A 19397-nucleotide genomic window follows, 5' to 3' on the forward strand; every position below is an offset into this window, starting at 1 on the left:
AAGATCCAATACTCGGGGAGCGTGGAGTTATCTGGCGGCGGCGGGGTGGGCGGCTTGGTAGAGCGCAGGGACGATGTCCTCTGTGCGCCCGGTCTCTTCGATGTTGTGCCGGATCCAGTGGTCCGCAGCGGCGCGCGAGAAGAGCCGAGGCCGGATGATCCAGTTCAGCAGCGGCCCGATGAGCGGGATGCGGACGTCGATGACTATCTCGGCGTAGAAGCTGACGCCACCGGGGACGGGTGCATAGCGGTGGTTGAGCTTGCCGACGACGAGTGGTCCGAGGACTATGTCGGTGTTGAACTCGGAGGTGTCGAGACGCGTCGTGCGTACCGTGCCGTGGATCCGGTCCCGGTAGTCGTTGAACTGCTCGTCGATCCTCGACAGGGCGCCGGCCTGGAAGCCCCTGTTGGCGCCGGAACTCGCAGCGTTGGTGAGCGGGGTGACGGAGATGTGGTCACGATGGTGCCAGAGGTGGTAGTTGAGGATTTCGGGTCCGGTGAAGTCCTCACCGTTCCAGGTGGTCGTGCCGGAGAGGTTCTCGAACCACCATTTCACCATCTCGGGGGTGACGCCCTTGATGTTGTCGTGCTCGATCTGTGCATGGATCGAGCCGCGCGGCTTGGTGGTCACGCGCGTCCACTTGGCCGATGAGACGGGCTTGAATGAGAGCTTCCCCGCTCGTTCAAGCGCCTGGCGGGCGAGCAGCCGCTGTGAGCGGAGGTGTTCCAGCCGAGATTCGTCGTCCATGATCCGGCCTTCCTTATCCCTATGAGTGACGTGGCGCCAAGGTCTGGAACCACGTTGTGATCTGCCGATTGACCGCCTTCGGCCGGGCGGAGACCGCCGAGTCATGTGACGCCGACAGAACGGTGCGGTTTGCATGTCCGTGGCGACGGGGGGCCTGCCTTCAGGCACAAGGTCCAGAACCGCGATCGGGCCGGTGGCAGCACCCGATGAGCCGTGCCGTCATCCCGTCCGGGCGAACGGGATGACGACCAGGAGGCAAAGGGGAGCGGGTACACCGAGGGCTCGCCGCACGAGGCGGCCGCCGTCCGGCGTCTTGTTCAGTTTGGTGCGCCGAGGCCGCCGAACACGGTGTGGTAGATGAAGTCGCGAATACGGGTGGCGATGACATCGACCGGGGGACGGGGGTTTTCAGCGATCCAGGCGAGCATCATCCATACGGCCCCGGCGGCCAGTGCGCTTGAGGTGATGTCGACGGGCAGGGGTCCTTCCGCCAAGGGGATGGAGACGGGTGTGTTCTCGCGCAGTTCCCTCGCGACGTAGGCCACGATCTGCATCTGGACGGCGTACCCGGAGGGTCCGCGTTGGACTCGGGCGAAGAACTCGGCATGGTGTTCCAGACGTTGAAGGATGCGACCGATCGCCGCCCCCATCACGGCTGCACGCTCTGCCGGTTGGACGTCCAGATCACGTTCATCCGCGAATGCCTCCGACAGTCGCCCCAGGGCGGCCTGGGTGAAGGCGTCGGGCAGGTCGGCGAACGCGGCGTAGAACGTCGGTCGCGTCACACCGGCTCGTGCGACCACATCGGTGATCGTCACGTCGGTGGACTCACGCTCTTCCAGCAGTTCCGTGACGGCCGCAAGAAGCTTGTCGCGTGAGCGGCTCCCTGTTCGGTCGATCACCTTACGCATGTAAAAACCTTACAGACGTAAAGAGCAGGGTGCAATACTGCGGACTGTCGTGTGGGGCCGAGGGGCCCGGGAACGGGAGAAGACGTGCTGAGGGTGAGTTCACGGTACGGGGCGACAGTCAGGGATCTTGGGGCGGGCGCATGACCGGCAAGACGGACGAGGTACTCGGTTGCGAGCAGGCGCGGGACGAGTTGAGCGAGGTCGTACGACGGCTGGAGGCCGGTGGTGCGACGCTGGAGGAGTCCCTGGCGCTGTGGGGCGTGTCCAAGGTCTGCCGGCGCTGGCTGGACGGGGCGCGCCCGGCTGGGCGCGGCGCTGGCGGAGAAGGAAGAGACCGGGCAAGGAAGGCGAGTAGCCGTACGCGGAAGGGTTCGCGTGAGGAGGATCACCTCGGCCCGGGTTTTGTTGAAGTTTGAAATCCTTGGCGTACCTTCGTGACGTCAGCCTATCCGGACCGCGGTCCGGATAGGATCCCGGCGTCATTCCGAGGAAGGTCCCACATGTCTCTCGTTCTCGACCCCGCCGCCCAAGACCTGCTCTTCCGCGAGGCCCGTACCGCGAACACCTTCACCGACGAGCCGGTGACCGAAGAGCAGATCCAGGCGATCTACGACCTGGTCAAGTACGGCCCGACGTCCATGAACCAGTCGCCGCTGCGGGTCACGCTGGTCCGCTCCGCCGAGGCCCGCGAGCGTCTGGTGAAGCACCTGGCCGAGGGCAACCAGAAGAAGACCGCCGCCGCCCCGCTGGTCGCGATCCTCTCCGCGGACAACGAGTTCCACGAGGAGCTGCCGCACCTCTTCCCGCACTTCCCGCAGGCCAAGGACATGTTCGCCGGCAGCCGCGAGGCCCGTGAGAAGAACGCCGCCCTGAACGCCGCCCTGCAGGCCGCCTACTTCATCATCGGCGTGCGCGCCGCCGGTCTCGCCGCCGGCCCGATGACGGGCCTCGACTTCGCGGGCGTCCAGAAGGAGTTCCTGGACGAGGACCACACCCCGCTGATGGTCGTCAACATCGGCAAGCCGGGTGAGGACGCCTGGTTCCCGCGCTCCCCGCGCCTGGAGTACGAGCAGGTCGTCACCACGGTCTGAGTCCGCTCTCCGCCACGCGAAGGACCCCCGTCAATGGCGCCGGGGGCCCTTCGCTATGACCGGGCCCATAGGCCCGTGCGCGCCCGAGAAAGCAGTGCGCGGCCGAGACCGGGATCAGGTGGGCGCGGAGGGACCAGCCTGCGTGGCCGACAGGCCCATGTCCTGCCGGATGTGCGGGAGGGCCAGGGGCAGCAGTACGATCTCCAGCGCGTCGAGCAGGTGGGCCAGGAAGCAGCCGCCGAGCACGATCCAGCGCCGACCGCGGGCGTGCGATGGACTCACGGACGGCTGGGGTCGTGCGTGTTGTGGGCTGTCGGCTGGCGGGAGTGAGGGTCAGCTGACGTCGTCGGCGACGAGGACGAGGTCGAAGTTCATGCTCGTCCAGGCGCCTTTCGGTCGGGTTCCGTCAGGGGCCGTGCCGGTGGGGTGGTGTGCGGCCTCGACGATGAGGTTGGCCTTCACGCCGCATACTGCGTCGCTGGCGAGGTAGGGGTCACCGGCGACGAAGATGTGGGTGATCAGTGGACGGTGTCCGGGGGCTGCGGCTTTGAAGCGCAGGTGGGCCGGTCGCGTCGGCCTGCGGCCAGCGGCGGTGAGCAGGTCGCCGACCGGGCCGTCGTGCGGGATCGCGTACGGCGTCAGCAGTACGGTCCAGAATCGGTACGTTCCGTCGGGTGCTGTGCGCAGCCAGCCGCGTCCCGCGAAGCCGTCGCCCGGGTACTGGACGTCGTAGAAGCCGTCCTCGTTGGCTCCCCACACGTCCAGGCGTACGTCGGCGAGGGGGCTGCCGTCCGCGGATCGTACCTGGCCCGACACGTAGCAGGGAGTGCCCGCCGCTCCGCGCGAGGTCACCCCCGAGTGGGATCTCGGGTGCGCCGTCGTCGACGCCCTGCTCGTGACCTATCAAGGCGGGGCGAGCAGTTCGTCCGAAGGCACGCTGATGCGCCACAGCGGCTTCGAGTATGCCTACCTGCTCGAGGGATCACTGACGCTGGCCCTGGAGTTCGACGAGCATGAACTCCGGGCCGGCGACTCCTACTGTCTCGACTCCACGCGCCCGCGCATGTACGTCAACCGCGGTCGACAGGCGGCCCGTGGCCTGTGGTTCGTGATCGGCCGCAACAGTGCCGAGCACACCCGAGAACGCCTCGCGGACCTGGTAGGCGAGATCTCCGCCAGCGGTGACGCGAAGCTGAGTTCTGTCATAGACGTGTTCCGGCAACTGGACGCGGCACCCCAGGCATCCGGCCAGTAGCTGCCCTCAGCAGGCACCTGTGTCCTGCCGGTTCCGGGACTCCGCTCCCCGGCTCTTTTTGAAACACCCGGTGTACCGCCCCGTTTCCCCGCCGTTCAGGTCTCCTGGACAGGCAGAAGCTGCAGGTCCAGGCGGTGAGCGAGGTCCCGGGCCGTGATGCCGAACGTCTCGCGGACCTCGACGCCTCGGGAGGTGAGGTCAAAGATGGCCAGGTCCGTGCAGACGCGGTCGACGCAGCTGCTCCCGGTGAGCGGATAGGTGCACTGCGGTACGAGCTTGGGCGCGCCGGTCTTGGTGAGCAGGGTCATCATGACGAAGACCTTCTTGGCGCCGATGGCCAAGTCCATCGCCCCTCCGACCGCAGGGATGGCGTCGGGAGCGCCGGTGTGCCAGTTGGCCAGGTCTCGGGTGGCGCGTGGTGATGTGGCTGATGCCGAGTGGGTGTTGATCGCGCTGTTCGTGTCGGTGGCGGTGACCGGGCCGTTGCCGAGGCGGTTTCGCGAGCTCGGGCGTGAAGGCGGGGAAGTTGGGGCGGAGCGCCTTCTTGGCGAAGGCGGACAGCGTGGTCGAGAAGCCGGTGATCGTGCGCGGCCCGGAGCCCGCGTGCAGCTCCGGGACCGCGCTGGCGTCAGTGTTCTCGTCGAACTCCTGGATCGTCAGGGGCAGGCTGTTGGGGAGTTCGCATAAGCGCTCGGTTCACGGCGTGAGCAGTACCTTTCCGCGGATGTCGCCGCGCGCGTAGATGTCGTGGACCGTCGCGGTTTCGGCGAGCGGGTACCGCGCGCTGATCTCGATGCGGAGCTCTCCGGCGTCGATGAGCTTCGCGAGGTTGGCGAGCTGGTTCGCGTCGCCGCGCGTCTGCATGTTCACGCCGCGCACGTCGCGGGCCGTGTCGCCCGCCGCGGGGGTCGTGAGGCTGACGATCACGCCGCCGTCCTTGATCAGGCCGGTCAGCGCGGCCATGTCGGGCTCGGAGGCGGCGGCGGTGTTGACCACCGCGTCGAGGGGCTCGGTGATCGCCTTGGCCGGGCTCGTCACGGTGTAGTCGATGACTTCGTCGGCGCCCAGCGCGCGGACCGCGTCGGCGCTGCGCGGGCTCGCGGTCGCGATGACGTAGGCGCCCGCGCGCTTGGCCAGTTGCACCGCGATTCCGCCGATGCCGCCCGCGCCGTTGACCAGGACCCGTTGCCCCGCCTCGATTCCGGCGTGCTCGAAGACCGCCTGCCAGGCCGTCACGCCGACCAGCGGGATCGCCGCGGCGTCCGCCAGCGGGATGCTCTCGGGCGCCGCGGCGAGCAAGTCCTGCGGCACGGCGACAAACTCGGCCGCGGCCCCGTCGCTCACCGGCGGCACGGGGCCGAACACCTGGTCGCCGACCTGCCAACGGGTCACGCCCTCGCCGAGCGCGGCCACGCGGCCGGCCACGTCGAGGCCGGGAACGTGCGGCAGCGCCAGCGGGAAGACCCCGCTCATGTAGCCCGCGCGGAGCGCGGCGTCGAGCGGGTTGAACGAGGTCGCCGCGACCTCGACCAGCACCTCGCCCGCCGCCGGCTCGGGCCGCGCGGCCTCCTCATAGCGCAGCACGTCGGAGTCGCCGTACGCGTGGAAACGGATCGCCTTCATGGTGGACATGGGGGAGCCTCCAGCTCGTTCGCCCTTGTGCTTCGAATTCGAAGCATAAGCCGAAGCTACACCTGCTTCGAATTCGTAGCAAGTACAATGGTCGGCATGCCCGAGGACTCCGCACCCCCGCGCCCCGACCAGCTCGCCGCCTACTTCGCCGTGATGGAGGTGGGCAATCTGCTCCAGCACGCCGTCGATCAGCAGTTGCGCGAGGAGGGCGGGCTGAGCTACATCCAGTTCCAGATCCTGGCCGCGCTGGGAGAGAGCGCCGAGGGCCGGCAGCGGATGACGGACATCGCGGACCAGCTCGTGCACAGCCGCAGCGGGCTGACCTACCAGGTCTCGCAGCTCGCCGAATCAGGCCTCGTGGCCAAGGAGTCCTCGCCGGAGGACGAGCGCAGCGTCGTCGTGGCGCTCACGCCGAAGGGCCGCGAGCTGCTGGGGCGGGTGATGACCGGTCACATCGAGTTGGTGCGGCGGATCTTCTTCACGCCGCTTAACGACGAGGACGTCACCGTGCTCGGCGACGTCCTCGGCCGGGTCCGCGATCACATGCGCGCCGTTCCGCCGAGGTCGGCGGCGCCGCGGCGCAAGCGCGGACAGTAAGTACAGGACAGCTAGGGGCGGATCCGATCAGCCGGAAGCGGTCAGGATCCGCAGTTGGGTCAGCGTCTCGCGGACGACATCACGAAAGTCGCGCTCCTCGGTGGTGTTGATCCATCGCTCGAAGGCGACGCGGAACACGGCGATGCCGGTCTCGGCGGCCAGACTGGCCTCGGTGTCGCCGGCACCCCTCCGTCGCAGTCTGTCGGTCAGGGCGGCCGACATGGACGCGAACTTGATCAGCTCGCGTTCGCGGAGTTCGGCGTTGGCCATGATCACCGTCTGCCGGGTCCGCGCGGACTCACGGTCGCTCCCGATGATCTCGGCCACGGCGTCGAGCGCGGCGGCTACGGCATCCAGCGCCGACGCGGTGGCCGGCGTCTCCTCCAAAGCGGCGAGCGACTTCTCCTCCAGCTCCGCCGAGTCGGCGAAGAGAACCTCGCGCTTGTCGGCGAAGTGTCGGAAGAAGGTGCGGGCGGTGACACCGGCCCGTTCGGCTATATCGGCCACCATGGTCTGCTCGAAGCCGCGTTCGAGATACAGATCCAGCGCGGCCTTGCGCAGTCGGCTGCCAGCCCCAGGTTCCCACCGTCCCATGGTGCAAGCATAAGCGATGTCATCTGGTGACATCACCGTGCTATAGTGATGTCACCAGATGACATCACTATGGAGGTTTCGACGATGGCAACGGCGAAGCGCGTTCAGTACCACCAGTACGGCGGGCCCGAGGTCATGCGGCTCGAAGACTTCGAGCCGGCACGCCCGGGCGCCGGCGAGGTGCTGGTCCGGGTGCGGGCGGCGGGAGTCAATCCGATCGACTGGAAGAGCCGAAAAGGCGAGATGAAGCTGGTGACCGGCCGGAGCTTCCCGCGGGGGCTTGGCATCGACTTCGCGGGCGTCGTCGAGGCGGTCGGTGACGGCGTCACTCGGCTCGGCGTCGGCGACGAAGTGCTCGGCGGGGCTCCCCTCAAGGCGGCGGGCGCGTTCGCCGAGATGGTCCTTGCCGACGAGAAGGCGGTCGTGAAGAAGCCCGCGAACATCTCCTTCGAGGATGCCGCCGCGCTCCCGACGGTCGGGATCATCGCTTACCAGTCGCTGATCAGCACAGGGAAGCTGCAGCCCGGACACGCGGTCTTCGTCCACGGCTCCCTCGGCGGCGTCGGCCGCGCCGCCGTCCAGATCGCCCTGATGCATGGCGCCTCGGTGGGAGGCAGTGTCCGCGCCACCGCCGCACACGATGCGCGCACCCTCGGCATCGACCCGATTGTCGAGTTCGACTTCGACCCGGTGCCCCTCAAGGGACGGTTCGACATCGTCTTCGACACCGCTGGCACGCTCCCGATCAAATCGGCGCGGACGCTACTGAAGACCGGCGGCCGCATCATCGACATCAATCCCACTCCTGCGAAGTTCGCGCGAAGCGCCCTTCCGGGGTCTTTCAAGGTGGCGATCGCCCAAACCGTCACGAAGGACCTCGAAGAGGTCGCGCGAGCCGCCGGGCAGGGAGCACTGCGCCTGCCGATCGCCCGCACCGTGCCACTGACCGGAGCGATTACGGCGCTCACAGAGTTCGAACGCAACCGTCCGTCCAAGGGGGGCAAGCTCATCATCACGGTCGGGTGACCGCCGCGTCGGCTGTCGGCAAACGGTGGCAGCCTCAAATGATCAACGCACTGCCCACGGATGATCACGTGATGGGCAGGTCGTGGAGACTCTCAGCGGCCACCCTCATTCCGTAGGGTGGCCGCATGGGCAGGGACGGGCGCCCCGGCTGCGGCTGGTCATGGTCACGGACGACGGCACTGGCCTCGACTGTGCCGCGGGTGCGGTAGTCCGCTGATGCCGACGGCGAAAGCGACGGCGGCGTTCTGTCCTTCCGCAGGCAGATTCCCGGCCTGCTGGAGCGCCTGCAGCGCCGCACCGTGCGGCTGACCGGCCAGATCACCGCCATGGTCGGGGAGTTGCGTGAGCCGGGCCTCCGCCCGGCTCACGCACTTGCCGACGGTGCCATTCTCCTACGCCACCGCCTTGCGCCTGCTGCGGCGCATCCCCCTGCCGCCGATCCGTGTCCCGCCGGTGATCGGGATCGACGACTTCGCCCTGCTCCGCCGCCACCCCTACGCCACCGTCATCATCGACGCCGAAACCAGCCGACGCATCGACGTGCTGCCCGACCGCGAGGCCGCCACCCTCGCCACCTGGCTGCGCTCCCATCCCGAAGCCAAGGTCGTATACCGCGACGGCTCGGCCACCTACGCCGAGACCACCCTCGAGTGACGACACCAGGTCCACGACCTCCTCGGCAAATGCGTCGGCCTCCTCAAATGCGCCCGCCACCGCAACCTCGCCCTCAACACCGTCAAACGCTACGCAGGCAGGAAGGAACCCGACGCCCTGCGCCGTGCCCCGTGCCACCGGCCCACCTTGGTCGATTCCTACCGCGACCATTCGTGCGAGCGCAGGGCCGCCAACCCCGCGGTTGGCCGGGCGCGGTGTCGCCGACGGACCCGGCGCCGCTCGACCCGCGCGTCGCCCTCGACCTGTCCGTCCTGTGGGCTCTTGTCCCTGTGCGGCGCCCCCCTTTTGCTGGTGACGAATGCGATTCGCTATGGCGCGGAGCCGATCCGGCTCCGGCTGATCAGGGAACGGAGTCTGATCTGCGAGGTCTCCGACGGCAGCACCAGTCCTCACCTGCGCCGGGCCCGCACCTTCGACGAAGGCGGCCGTGGGCTCTACATGATCGCCCAGCTCGCTCGCTGCTGGGGCACTCGCTACTCCATGACTGGCAAGACGATCTGGGCGGAACGGCAGCTTGACGAACTGATCCCATGACGCGGTCGTCGAGGTGCGAAGTGGCCGAAGGTACATCGCGGACCTGCCGGAGTACCGAGCCGGCTTCGCGTCAGAGCGTCGCCCCCAGTTCCGTGCCCTGGCGGATCGCCCGCTTGGCGTCGAGTTCTGCGGCGAGGTCCGCGCCACCGATGAGGTGGGCCGGCAGCCGTCCTCACGCAGTTACTCGTAGAGGCTCCGGTTGGGTTCCTGGCCTGTGCACAGGACGACCGGGTAGGCAACACCGGGAGAGCCCTCGGCGGGCGGCTGCTTCTTCACACAGGCGCCAACTCCCGCCGGGGCCCTCGTGTTACGGCCGGAACCAGCCCCACCGCCGCCGGTGGTCAGCGCGGCAGACAGAGTCCGGAGCCCGTGGGCGACAGCCAGCCTCGGTCCGGTAGCTTGCGCAACTGGCCGCGGACCGGCTCGACCTTGCCCGGGGTGTCCTCCCGGCCCAGCGCGAGGGCGATGTCCTTGGCCATCACTCGGGCGATGGCGCAGTCGTCACGACTCCATGATCCGCCGGTACCGCGGCGTGAGCGCCTCTGTCCACATACCCTCCTCACGGTCCGGGATCAGCCGCATCCCGGCCGCCCCGGGTGTCGCCACCACCCGCTCCGGATCCGGCCCGGGCCCGGGCTCCACGGTCCGCGACGACTGCCGTCCGCTGTCCGCCGCGCTCGGCCCACTGCCCGAACACCACCTCGGCGGCTTCCATCCGGGCCAGCTCGGCGTCGGTTTCCGCCAGTTCCTTGCGCAGCACTACCGCCTGCTCGGCCAGCTGCATCCGCTGCTCGATCGTCCACGTCAGCACGTCCACCCTGTGCCTCCCTCCTGCCGCGGAGCTACGAGGCCCCCCGGCAAACTGCCCAAGAACCCGGGAAGATCCCCGTGGCAGACGATCACCTGCTGCAGACCAGTCGTCGGAGCAGCACGACCACACCACTCTCCGCCCACACCAGCGACCTGGCCTGGGAATTCAGGATGAAAATGGATCATAGAGGGTGGGTCCCACAGGCACACCCTCGCCTATGTGGACTTCTACGCGGAACTCAAGATCCGGCGCTGACATGTCGGTTTCCTTCCTGCATATGGGGACAACAGTCTCCGCAACAGCCCGAAACTTCCGTCAAGATGGCGTTTTCACGCGGAGGAAACGGCACTTCCACGAGCCTGTTCGCTCTCCACGTGCCGGTCGTCCTCGACCAGCCCCTGGAGAACCAAACTGAGCGAGCCTCCCGTGACGGCTCCCGCGCCCTCGCCGCCGTCTACGGCGAATTCAGCGCCGGTCGAGAACGACGAATCGTCGCTCGCGAGGAACACGATGAGTTTGGCGACCTCGTCCGGCTGGCCGGCCCGGCCCAGAGCGATCTCGTCCGTGTTGACCGGCACCTCCGCGGTCAGCGCAGTGCTGATGTAGCCCGGATGGACCGAGTTGACCCTGATTCCGTACCGGCCGAGGTCGATGGCAGCCGCCTTCGTCAGGCCGCGGATGCCGTACTTGGTCGCGACGTAGGCCGACAAGCCCAGCATCCCTTGGAGCCCCGCCAGGGCGGAGACGTTGACGATCGTGCCGCCACCCGAACCCTTGAGTGCGGGGACGACAGCCTGAATGCCCTTGAAGGTGCCGGTGAGATTGACCGCGACGGTCTTGTCCCAGGCGGCCTCGTCGAGTCGGTCGACGAGCCCGGGAATCGCGATGCCCGCGTTGTTCACGAGCACATCGAGGCCGCCGCACGTGTCGACCGCCGCGCCGACCGCCGAGTCCCAGTCGTCGCGGTTCGTCACGTCGAGGTGGACGTAGGTGGCGGACGGCCCGATCTTCTGCGCGACCGCGTTTCCCTCCTCGTCCAGCACGTCGCCGATGACCACCTTCGCACCCTCGGCGGCCATCGCCTGGGCGACTGTCGCACCGATACCGCGGGCGGCACCGGTGATGAGCGCGATCTTTCCGTTCAGTCGAGACACGGCTTCTCTCCCTGTCCGGGCCGTCGTCACCCACGTGATCGAACGGCTCCTGCAGCCTGAAAACTTCAATGTCGCCGGAGTACCGAGTCGCTTGGCGTCAGAGCGTCGCCCCCAGTTCCGTGCCCTGGCGGATCGCCCGCTTGGCGTCGAGTTCTGCGGCCAGGTCCGCGCCACCGATGAGGTGAGCGGGCAGCCCGTCCTCGCGCAGTTCCTCGTAGAGGCTTCGGTTGGGTTCCTGGCCCGTGCACAGGACGACCGTGTCGACCGGGATCACTCGCTCCTCTCCGTCGACCGTGACGTGCAGACCCTCATCGTCGATGCGCCGGTACGTCACCCCCGCGACCATGGTGACCCCGCGGTGCTTCAGCTCGGCCCGGTGGATCCACCCCGTGGTCGCGCCCAGACCGGCGCCGACCTTGCTGGACTTGCGCTGGAGGAGGTGAACGGTACGCGGCACCGTGGGCCGCTCAGGCCGGCCCAGTCCGCCACGCGTGCGGTATTCGGTGTCGACGCCCCAGTGTCGGAAGTAGACGTCCGGACGTCGGCTGGCCTGGTCGCCCGGGTCGGTCAGGTAGAGCGCGGTGTCGAACCCGATACCGCCCGCCCCGAGGATCGCCACCCGCTCGCCCACCGGCACCCGGTCGCGCAGCACGTCCAGATAGCTGACGACATCCGGGCGTTCCCGGCCCGGGATGTCAGGAACGCGCGGGGTGACGCCCGTCGCGACGACGACCTCGTCATAGGCGCCCTCTGCCAGCACCGCAGCGGTGACCTTCGTGCCGAGGCGGACGTCCACGCCGTGCTCATCGAGCTGGACGCGGAAGTAGCGCAGAGTTTCGTCGAACTCGTCCTTGCCCGGGATCCGCCGGGCGATGTTGAGCTGGCCGCCGATCTTGTCGTCGGCGTCGAACAACGTGACATCGTGGCCGCGTTGGGCTGCCGTCACCGACGCCGCCAGCCCGGCCGGACCTGCCCCAACCACGGCCAGGCGCTTGCGGCGGCGCGTCGGGGACAGCACCAGCTCGGTCTCGCGGCAAGCACGCGGGTTGACCAGACAGGAGGTGATCTTTCCGCTGAAGCTGTGGTCCAGGCAGGCCTGGTTGCAGCCGATGCAGGTGTTGATCGTCTCCGGGCGTCCGGCGCGTGCCTTGGCGACGAAGTGGGGGTCGGCGAGGAACGGACGGGCCATCGAGACCATGTCCGCTCGGCCTTCCGCCAGCAACTCCTCGGCGATCTCCGGGGTGTTGATGCGGTTGCTGGTCACCAGGGGGACGGAAACGGATCCCTTCAGACGCTGGGTGATCCACGAGTACGCGCCGCGGGGTACTGAGGTCGCGATGGTGGGGACGCGTGCCTCGTGCCAGCCGATCCCGGTGTTGATGAGCGTGGCGCCGGCCGCCTCGACCGTCTTGGCGAGCGTGACCACCTCGTCCAGGGTGCTGCCGTCGGGGACGAGATCGAGCATGGACAGGCGATAGATGAGGATGAAGTCGGGGCCGACACGTTCACGTACGCGGCGGACGATCTCGAGGGGGAAGCGGACCCGGTTCTCGTAGCTGCCGCCCCAGCGGTCGGTGCGGTGGTTGGTCGCCGGGGCGATGAACTCGTTGATCAGGTAGCCCTCTGACCCCATGATCTCGACGCCGTCATAGCCGGCTGCCCTGGCGAGCGCGGCCGCCCGGATGAACGCCTCGATCGTCTCCTCGATCTCGTCATCGGTGAGCGCGTGCGGCAGGTATTTGCTGATCGGCGCCTGGAGGGCGCTGGGGGCGACCAGGTCGGGGTGATGGGCATATCGGCCGGTGTGCAGGATCTGCATGGCGATCCGGCCACCCTCACGGTGCACCGCCTCGGTGACGAGCGCGTGCTGCTCCGCCTCCGCCTCCGTGGTCATCTTGGCACCGCCCGGGAAGGGGCGACCCCGTTCATCCGGTGCGATCCCGCCCGTGACGATGAGCCCGACGCCGCCGCGGGCCCGCTCGGCGTAGAAGGCGGCCATCCGTTCGAAGCCCCGCTCGGCCTCCTCCAGGCTCAGGTGCATCGAGCCCATCAGGACACGGTTCGGCAGGGTCGTGAACCCCAAATCGAGCGGGCTCAGCAGGTGAGAGTAGCGGGACATCGGCAGGGATCCTGCTCCTGAGTCGTGCTGCGACATGCGAGCAGTTCTATGACCCCGGAGCCCGTTTGTGCAATCAGTTGCAAAAGATCGCCGAAGTCTCGCGAATCAGGCTGTTCACCCCGTTCACCAGCGGTTTCGCATCTGAACCGGGTTGCCTCAGCCGACCGTCCCGGCAGAAGACAGGTACGGGATCAGGTATGGCATCAGGTATCCCTACCCGTAGCCCTCGCAACGTGCTGAACCCACAGTCGGCACATGAACGAAACACATGTCGACGCAGTCATCGTGGGTGCCGGCTTCTCCGGCCTCTACGCCACCCACCGCCTTCGCAACCAGCAGGGCCTGTTGGTTCAGTCCTTCGAGGCGGCCTCGGGACCGGGCGGCGTCTGGCACTGGAACCGGTACCCCGGCGCGCGCTGCGACTTCGAGAGCATCTTCTACTCCTTCTCCTTCGACGAGGACCTGCAGAGGGAGTGGCGCTGGAAAGAGCGGTACGCCGCGCAGCCGGAGATCCTGGCCTACCTGGAGCATGTGGCCGACCGGTTCGACCTGCGCCGCAGCTACCGGTTCAGCACGCGCGTCACGTCTGCGGTCTGGGACGAAGCCGCTCAGCGCTGGGTTGTCGGCACGGACGACGGCGGCGTCACCATCGCGCGGTTCTTCATCAACGCGGCCGGCGCCTTCACGGTGAACAAGCCGAACGACTTCCCGGGCCAGGAGACGTTCCGAGGCACGGTCGTTCACACCAGCCGGTGGCCGGCCGACGGCGTCGAACTGGCCGGCAAGCGTGTGGCCGTGGTCGGTACCGGCTCGACCGGTATCCAGGTCACCCAGACGATCGCTCCGCAGGTCGCCGAACTGACCGTGTTCCAGCGGACCGCGAACTTCGCCTGTCCCCTCGGGAACCGTCCGCTCACCGACGAGGAGTTCGAGCAGACCGTCGCCGACTACCCGAGGCTGCGGGAGGAGTCGCGCAACAGCCTGGCCGGCGCCGCGTTCCCGCGCGCCACGCGCTCCGCGATGGCGGACAGCCCCGAGGAACGCCGCAAGACGTACGACACGTACTACGACGGCGGCGGCTTCCGGATGCTCGCGTCCACCTACTTCGACCTGATCTTCAATCCTGCCGCCAACGAGACGGCCGCGGACTACATCCGGGACCGGATCAGGGAGCGGGTCAAGGACCCGAAGACCGCGGAACTGCTGACTCCGAAGGGGCACCCGTACGGCGCCAAGCGCGCCACGTTCGAGACGAAGTACTTCGAGACGTTCAACCTGCCGCACGTGCGTCTCGTCGACGCCAGGACGACCCCGATCGAGCGGATCACCGAGAAGGGCATCGCCACCACGGCCGAGGAGTACGAGTTCGACGTGATCGTGCTCGCCACGGGCTTCGACGTGGGCGCGGGCGCCCTGATGCGGATGGGCGTGGTGGGCCGCGGCGGCCGGAAACTGACCGACCACTGGGCGGACGGGCAGCGCGCGTACATCGGCATGGCCAACCACGGCTTCCCGAACCTGTTCCACGTCAACGGTCCGCAGAGCGCGGCGGCCCTCTTCAACAACCCGACCGCCATCGAGGACAGTGTCGACTTCATCGCCGACCTCATCGCCTATACGGACGCGCACGGTCACCGGACGGCCGAGGTGACGGCCGCGGCCGAGGACCGGTACAACGAGGTGGTCGCGGAGGTCGCCGACGTGACGTTGTTCCCCAAGGCGGTCACCTGGTACATGGGCGACAACATTCCGGGCAAGCCGCGCAGGCCGATCTCACTGTTCACCGGCGCGCCGATGTACCGCGCCATCTGCGCGGAGGTCCAGGCGTCCGAGTACGCCGGTTTCTCGCTCGACGGGGACGCGCGAGACCTGCCGAACCTGATCAAGATCGACGGTGCGGCAGTGTTCCTCCTCGGCGGCCTGATGAACATGGGTGCCAAGCCGCTCGAGGAGTCCTCCCTCGAGGAGATCCGAGCAGGCATCGAGACCTTCAAGCACCTCCAGCTGCCGGTTCCCGCGGATGTCGGCATCACCGACACCCAGTACCGGACCGACGGTGGTGAGCGGACGGTGCGCCTGTACCGGCCGCCGGTCGAGGGCCCGCTGCCCGTGGTCGTCTTCCTCCACGGCGGCGGCTGGGTCGCCGGCAGCCTGGACCTGTACGACGAGCCCTGCGCGTCCCTCGCCCAGCGCCTCGGCGCTCTCGTCGTGTCCCCGGACTACCGCCTCGCCCCCGAGCACCCCTTCCCGGCGGCGATCGACGACACGATGGTGGCGCTGCGCTGGGCGGCCGAGAACATCGCCGAGTACGGCGGCGACCCGGCGCGGATCGCCGTCGGTGGCGAGAGCGCCGGTGCGAACCTGGCCGCAGTGGCCGCGCTCCGCGCCCGGGACGAGGGCGGACCGCGCCTCGCCGCCCAGGTCCTCGTCACTCCGCCGACCGACTTCACCGCCGACACCGAGTCCCGCAAGACCTTCGCTCGCGGTCCGATCATCTCCACCGAGCTGGGCGGGCGCATGGCGGCCTGGTACCTCGGCGACCCTGCCCACGTGACGTCGCCCTGGGCCGCCCCGGCACACGCCCACGACCTGTCGAACCTGCCGCCCGCACTCGTGGTCACCATGGAGGTCGATCCGCTGCGTGACGAGGGCGAGGACTACGCGCGAGCGCTGACGGAAGCCGGCGTGCCGACCGTCTGCAAGCGCCTCGGCGGTCTGATCCACACCACGTTCATCCTCTCCGGCGCGATCCCTCGCTCCGCCGAGATCCAGGACGCCATCAGCGACTTCCTCGCGCCGCTGCTGTCGGCCGAGGCCGGCGCGGAGAAGGCCGAAGCGCTCCTCGGCTGACGCTCGCCCATCGCACGCCAGGGGACACCTGCCACCGTCCGGCGTGCGAGGGCGGGACACCACACCACGATCACCATGACGCAGACCGGAGAGGAAAGAATCAGAATGACCGGAATTCTGGAGGGCAAGCGTGCGCTGCTGACGGGCGCGCACCGGGGCATCGGCCGCGCGGTCGCCGAGGCGTACGTGGCCGCGGGTGCCCGCGTCGTGATCGCCGACATCGAGGGGGCCGACAAGGCAGCCCTGGAGATCGGCCACGACACCGTCGGCGTCACCTGCGACGTCCGCTCCGGCGACAGCGTGGCCGCGGCGGTCGCCGAGGCCACGCGTGCCCTGGGCGGACTCGACGTGCTGGTCAACAACGCCGGTGTCGAGCACTTCGGTCCCCTCCACGAAATGACCGAGGACCAGTTCGACCGGATGTACTCGGTCAACCTGCGGGGCACCTGGCTGGTCTACAAGCACGCGGTTCCCGCGCTGACGGACGGCGGCGGCGCGATCGTCAACATCGCCTCGCTGGCCGGCGTCGTCGGGTTCCCCCTGCTCGGCGCCTACGCGGCGGTCAAGGCCGGTGTCGTCCGCATGACCGAGGTGATGGCGCTTGAGCTGCGCGACCTTGGCGTGCGCGCCAACGCGATCTGTCCCGGCTTCATCGAGACCCCTATGATCGAGCGCGCCTTCACAGAGTTCGAGGCCGCCACCGGAACGCCGCTGAAGGATCTGATCACCCGAGGGCAGGGACGACTCGGCACACCCGGGGAAGTGGCTTCGCTGGCCACCTACCTGGCCTCGGAGGGCGCCTCGTTCGTCAACGGCACCGCCACCGTGATCGACGGGGGAATGAACGTGCGGCGAGTGTGAGAGGGCGGATCTGCCCATTGCGGCTCTGAGATTGTTCAGCTGCCACTCGTACAGACTGCTGGTCGTCTGTAAGAGTGGATGGTCGCCGGCATTGATCAGGCCCGCAAGGGGGTGGTGTTCGGGTTGGACTCGCCTAGGATCTCTGCATGACTAGCGCCCCATCCCCTCAACGAGGAGGGAACCGGGTCGGTCCGTCTCTGAATCGCTTGATCGCACGAAGGAGCGATCTCGACGTCGCACAGAGGGCACTCTCGGAATCCAGGTTGCTGACCTTCGTCGGGGCAGGCGGTGTGGGTAAGACGCGGCTGGCCCTGGAACTGGCCTATCGAGCTCGCGTCGGCTTCCCCGACGGCGCGTGGCTGGTCCGCCTGGCCGATCTGAGCATCGGTGCAGGGGGCGCGGAGGTGGAGTCCGCGGTGGTCAGCGCCTTGGGCATCAACGATCAGTCCGCCACGCAACCGCGTGAGAAGCTGCTGTCCTTCTTGAGCAACCGCAAACTGCTGCTGGTTCTGGACAACTGCGAGCACGTGCTGGATTCCGTGCGGGCGGCGGTGCCGGTCATGCTGCGCGAGGCTCCGCAGCTGCGCGTGGTGGCCACGAGCCGGGAACCCCTCGGTGTCGAGGGGGAGGTGCTGCGGCCGGTGCTGCCACTGAGCGTGCCCGAACCGGCCACCCCGGCTGCGCAGCTGATCGCGGACGGGTCGGTGAGCCTGCTGGTGGAGCGGGCGCATGCCGTCGATCCCGAGTTCGATGTCACCGAGGACAACGCTGAGGCCGTGGTCGAGCTGTGCCGACTACTGGAAGGCATACCGCTGGCCATCGAGCTGGCAGCAGCGAAACTGCGAGCGCTGACCGTTGAGCAGGTGGTGGAACGGTTCGGCTGGCGACTGGCATCGTTGACCGCGCCGGACGCCGAGTCCCGGCCGCGGCACGGATCACTGCGGGCGATGGTGGATTGGAGCCACCAGCTCTGCCCGCAGACCGCGCAGATCCTCTGGCGCCGTTTGTCGGTGTTTCCCGCAACCTTCGATCTTGAGCTCGCCGAAGAGGTCTGCGCTTTTGGCGAACTGCACCCCGACGTCGTCGTCGATTCCATCGAGCGTCTGGTCGGGCAGTCGATCCTGCTGGCCGAGCGCGACGTCGGCACCATGCGGTACCGCCTGCTTGCTCCCGTCCGTGAGATCGCGGCCGAACACGCCGAACAGGCAGGCGAAGCGGACGAGTTGCGGCGCAGACATCGCGACGTGATGCTGCGCCGGGCCCAGGGGGTCCTCGACCAGTGGTGCGGTCCCCAGCAGGAGGCCCTGCTGGAGCGGATGCGCCTGGAACACGCGGACCATGTCGCAGCAGTGCAGTGGAGCCTCTCCACTCCGGGGGAGGAACGAGCCGCTCTGCGCCTGATGGCACGGCTGCGCTACCACTGGCTGTCCGGAGGGTTCCTCGCCGACGGCCGGACGCGGATGGAGGCGGCACTCGCCGCGGTCACCGCGCCGTCGCCGGAGCGGGCCGAGGGCGTGTGGGTGATGATCTGGATCGCGTTGATCCAGGGAGACCACCGCAGTGCCGCACGGTGGCTCAGCACACTCGCGGACCTCGCCGAGGAACTGGACGACCCCGGCGTGAAGCTGCGTGTCACCCACTGGGGGGCGCTGTGGGCGCTCTTCACCGGGGACGCCGACACCGCGGTGCAGGGCTTGCGGACCGCTGTCGACGGACACCGCGACCGCGGTGATCGTGAGTTGGAACTCGCCGCTCGCTATATGCTCGCCACCGCGCTCGCCTGCGCCGGCCGGGCAGCCGAGGCCGTGGAGCTCAGCCGCAGCACGGTGGCGTTGTGCGAGACGTACCGAGACAAGTCCGCCCACACCTTCTCCCTCTGGGCTGAAGGCCTGGCCGAGTGGACGTTGGGCCACCTGGAGGAGGCGGAGCGATCGGCCCGTGCGGCACTGCGGGTTCAGCTCCCGTCCGAAGGGCTCGGCGTAGCCCTGTGCACCGACCTGCTGGCCTGGGTGGCCTACGACCGTGGTGAGGTGGACCGCGCGGCCGCCCTGTGCGAGGCGGCACGGCGAGTGTGGCGTTCCCTCGGCACGTCGATCGCCGCATTCGGGCCGCAGCTCTCGGAGTTCGCGGAACGCCACTGCGCCCACCGGCCCGATCTGCCGGATTCCGGGGGTGGCGAGCCCTCCGTTCCGCTGTGGCGCCTGCGGGATGTGATCGATCTGGCCCTGGGCGCCGAGGGGAGTACGGCCGTGGCCCGGCGCGCCGATGCCACCGAGCCACTCACCAGGCGGGAGCTGGAGGTCGCCGCCCTGATCGAATCCGGCTTGTCCAACCGGGAGATCGCCCATCGGCTGGTGATCGCGAAGCGCACCGCCGACGGTCACGTCGAGCGGATCCTCGCCAAGCTCGGGTTCACCTCGCGGGCCCAGATCGCCGCGTGGATGGCCCGGCGACGCGCACAGTTCGCCGGGCGTACGGGCGGGATCGGATAGCGCCGACCACACCCGGTTCCGACCGCTGTCGCCAGTCAGACGTAAGGG

At 68.5% G+C, this 19397-nt stretch carries 17 protein-coding genes and 4 pseudogenes; 10 read left to right on the forward strand and 11 right to left on the reverse strand.

Annotated elements, in window-relative coordinates:
* Positions 1-27 precede the first annotated feature (27 nt).
* Both ACZ7HQ_RS08965 and ACZ7HQ_RS08970 read right to left on the reverse strand, forming a co-directional pair.
* A complete protein-coding gene (locus ACZ7HQ_RS08965) occupies positions 28-747 on the reverse strand; it encodes a hypothetical protein (protein WP_470986601.1) in 720 nt (239 codons plus the stop codon).
* Between the two features lie 317 nt (positions 748-1064).
* On the reverse strand, positions 1065-1658 hold the full coding sequence (locus ACZ7HQ_RS08970) for a TetR/AcrR family transcriptional regulator (protein ID WP_470986603.1): 594 nt from the start codon (positions 1656-1658) through the stop codon (positions 1065-1067).
* 140 nt (positions 1659-1798) lie between these two features.
* On the opposite strand from ACZ7HQ_RS08970, the pseudogene ACZ7HQ_RS08975 reads away from it, so the two are divergent.
* Together ACZ7HQ_RS08975 and ACZ7HQ_RS08980 are read left to right on the forward strand one after the other, a co-directional pair.
* Positions 1799-1994: pseudogene (locus ACZ7HQ_RS08975) on the forward strand (exodeoxyribonuclease VII small subunit); the annotation flags it as partial.
* A 164-nt stretch (positions 1995-2158) separates the two neighbouring features.
* Positions 2159-2749 carry a malonic semialdehyde reductase gene (locus tag ACZ7HQ_RS08980; RefSeq protein WP_470986604.1) on the forward strand — a complete coding sequence of 197 codons (591 nt, stop codon included), beginning with the start codon at positions 2159-2161 and terminating at the stop codon, positions 2747-2749.
* Between the two features lie 114 nt (positions 2750-2863).
* Here ACZ7HQ_RS08980 and ACZ7HQ_RS08985 read toward each other — a convergent pair whose 3' ends face one another.
* Positions 2864-3031 carry a hypothetical protein gene (locus tag ACZ7HQ_RS08985; RefSeq protein ID WP_470986605.1) on the reverse strand — a complete coding sequence of 56 codons (168 nt, stop codon included), beginning with the start codon at positions 3029-3031 and terminating at the stop codon, positions 2864-2866.
* Between the two features lie 51 nt (positions 3032-3082).
* Positions 3083-3565, reverse strand: a complete 483-nt coding sequence (locus tag ACZ7HQ_RS08990) for a dioxygenase family protein (protein ID WP_470986606.1) — start codon at positions 3563-3565, stop codon at positions 3083-3085.
* Positions 3566-3575: 10 nt separating this feature from the next.
* On the opposite strand from ACZ7HQ_RS08990, the gene ACZ7HQ_RS08995 reads away from it, so the two are divergent.
* Complete coding sequence (locus ACZ7HQ_RS08995) at positions 3576-4004, forward strand: cupin domain-containing protein (RefSeq protein ID WP_470986608.1); 429 nt, start codon at positions 3576-3578, stop codon at positions 4002-4004.
* Between the two features lie 95 nt (positions 4005-4099).
* Here the strand turns inward: ACZ7HQ_RS08995 and ACZ7HQ_RS09000 are convergent.
* A pseudogene (locus ACZ7HQ_RS09000) lies at positions 4100-4417 on the reverse strand (CoA-transferase); the annotation flags it as partial.
* Positions 4418-4700: 283 nt separating this feature from the next.
* The gene (locus ACZ7HQ_RS09005) at positions 4701-5636 is read right to left on the reverse strand and encodes an NADP-dependent oxidoreductase (RefSeq protein ID WP_470986609.1); all 936 of its coding nucleotides are present in this window, start codon (positions 5634-5636) and stop codon (positions 4701-4703) included.
* Positions 5637-5732: 96 nt separating this feature from the next.
* On the opposite strand from ACZ7HQ_RS09005, the gene ACZ7HQ_RS09010 reads away from it, so the two are divergent.
* A complete protein-coding gene (locus ACZ7HQ_RS09010; protein ID WP_470986611.1) occupies positions 5733-6233 on the forward strand; it encodes a MarR family winged helix-turn-helix transcriptional regulator in 501 nt (166 codons plus the stop codon).
* A gap of 27 nt (positions 6234-6260) precedes the next feature.
* Here ACZ7HQ_RS09010 and ACZ7HQ_RS09015 read toward each other — a convergent pair whose 3' ends face one another.
* Positions 6261-6827: a TetR family transcriptional regulator gene (locus ACZ7HQ_RS09015; protein ID WP_470986613.1), complete on the reverse strand. Its 567-nt coding sequence runs from the start codon at positions 6825-6827 to the stop codon at positions 6261-6263.
* Between the two features lie 84 nt (positions 6828-6911).
* Here ACZ7HQ_RS09015 and ACZ7HQ_RS09020 point away from each other — a divergent pair, with 84 nt between their 5' ends.
* The 3 genes and pseudogenes from ACZ7HQ_RS09020 to ACZ7HQ_RS09030 all read left to right on the forward strand — a co-directional run.
* Positions 6912-7853 (forward strand): NADP-dependent oxidoreductase, encoded by a 942-nt coding sequence (locus ACZ7HQ_RS09020; protein WP_470986615.1) that lies wholly within the window; start codon positions 6912-6914, stop codon positions 7851-7853.
* 248 nt (positions 7854-8101) lie between these two features.
* Positions 8102-8711: pseudogene (locus ACZ7HQ_RS09025) on the forward strand (transposase); the annotation flags it as partial.
* A gap of 105 nt (positions 8712-8816) precedes the next feature.
* A pseudogene (locus ACZ7HQ_RS09030) lies at positions 8817-9062 on the forward strand (ATP-binding protein); the annotation flags it as partial.
* Positions 9063-9403: 341 nt separating this feature from the next.
* On the opposite strand, the gene ACZ7HQ_RS09035 reads toward ACZ7HQ_RS09030, so the two are convergent.
* The 4 genes from ACZ7HQ_RS09035 to ACZ7HQ_RS09050 form a co-directional block, all read right to left on the reverse strand.
* Positions 9404-9541: a hypothetical protein gene (locus ACZ7HQ_RS09035; protein WP_470986616.1), complete on the reverse strand. Its 138-nt coding sequence runs from the start codon at positions 9539-9541 to the stop codon at positions 9404-9406.
* 80 nt (positions 9542-9621) lie between these two features.
* Positions 9622-9879, reverse strand: a complete 258-nt coding sequence (locus ACZ7HQ_RS09040; protein WP_470986618.1) for a hypothetical protein — start codon at positions 9877-9879, stop codon at positions 9622-9624.
* A gap of 323 nt (positions 9880-10202) precedes the next feature.
* Positions 10203-11027 carry a glucose 1-dehydrogenase gene (locus ACZ7HQ_RS09045; protein WP_470986620.1) on the reverse strand — a complete coding sequence of 275 codons (825 nt, stop codon included), beginning with the start codon at positions 11025-11027 and terminating at the stop codon, positions 10203-10205.
* Between the two features lie 97 nt (positions 11028-11124).
* On the reverse strand, positions 11125-13146 hold the full coding sequence (locus ACZ7HQ_RS09050; RefSeq protein ID WP_470986622.1) for an oxidoreductase: 2022 nt from the start codon (positions 13144-13146) through the stop codon (positions 11125-11127).
* Between the two features lie 255 nt (positions 13147-13401).
* Here ACZ7HQ_RS09050 and ACZ7HQ_RS09055 point away from each other — a divergent pair, with 255 nt between their 5' ends.
* The 3 genes from ACZ7HQ_RS09055 (at position 13402) to ACZ7HQ_RS09065 (ending at position 19349) form a co-directional block, all read left to right on the forward strand.
* Positions 13402-15996, forward strand: a complete 2595-nt coding sequence (locus tag ACZ7HQ_RS09055) for a flavin-containing monooxygenase (RefSeq protein ID WP_470986624.1) — start codon at positions 13402-13404, stop codon at positions 15994-15996.
* 105 nt (positions 15997-16101) lie between these two features.
* Positions 16102-16857: an SDR family NAD(P)-dependent oxidoreductase gene (locus ACZ7HQ_RS09060; protein ID WP_470986626.1), complete on the forward strand. Its 756-nt coding sequence runs from the start codon at positions 16102-16104 to the stop codon at positions 16855-16857.
* 290 nt (positions 16858-17147) lie between these two features.
* Positions 17148-19349, forward strand: coding sequence for an ATP-binding protein (locus tag ACZ7HQ_RS09065; protein ID WP_470986628.1), 2202 nt, complete (start codon positions 17148-17150; stop codon positions 19347-19349).
* Positions 19350-19397 lie beyond the last annotated feature (48 nt).

The sequence above is a fragment of the Streptomyces sp. NPDC037290 genome, assembly GCF_055603245.1.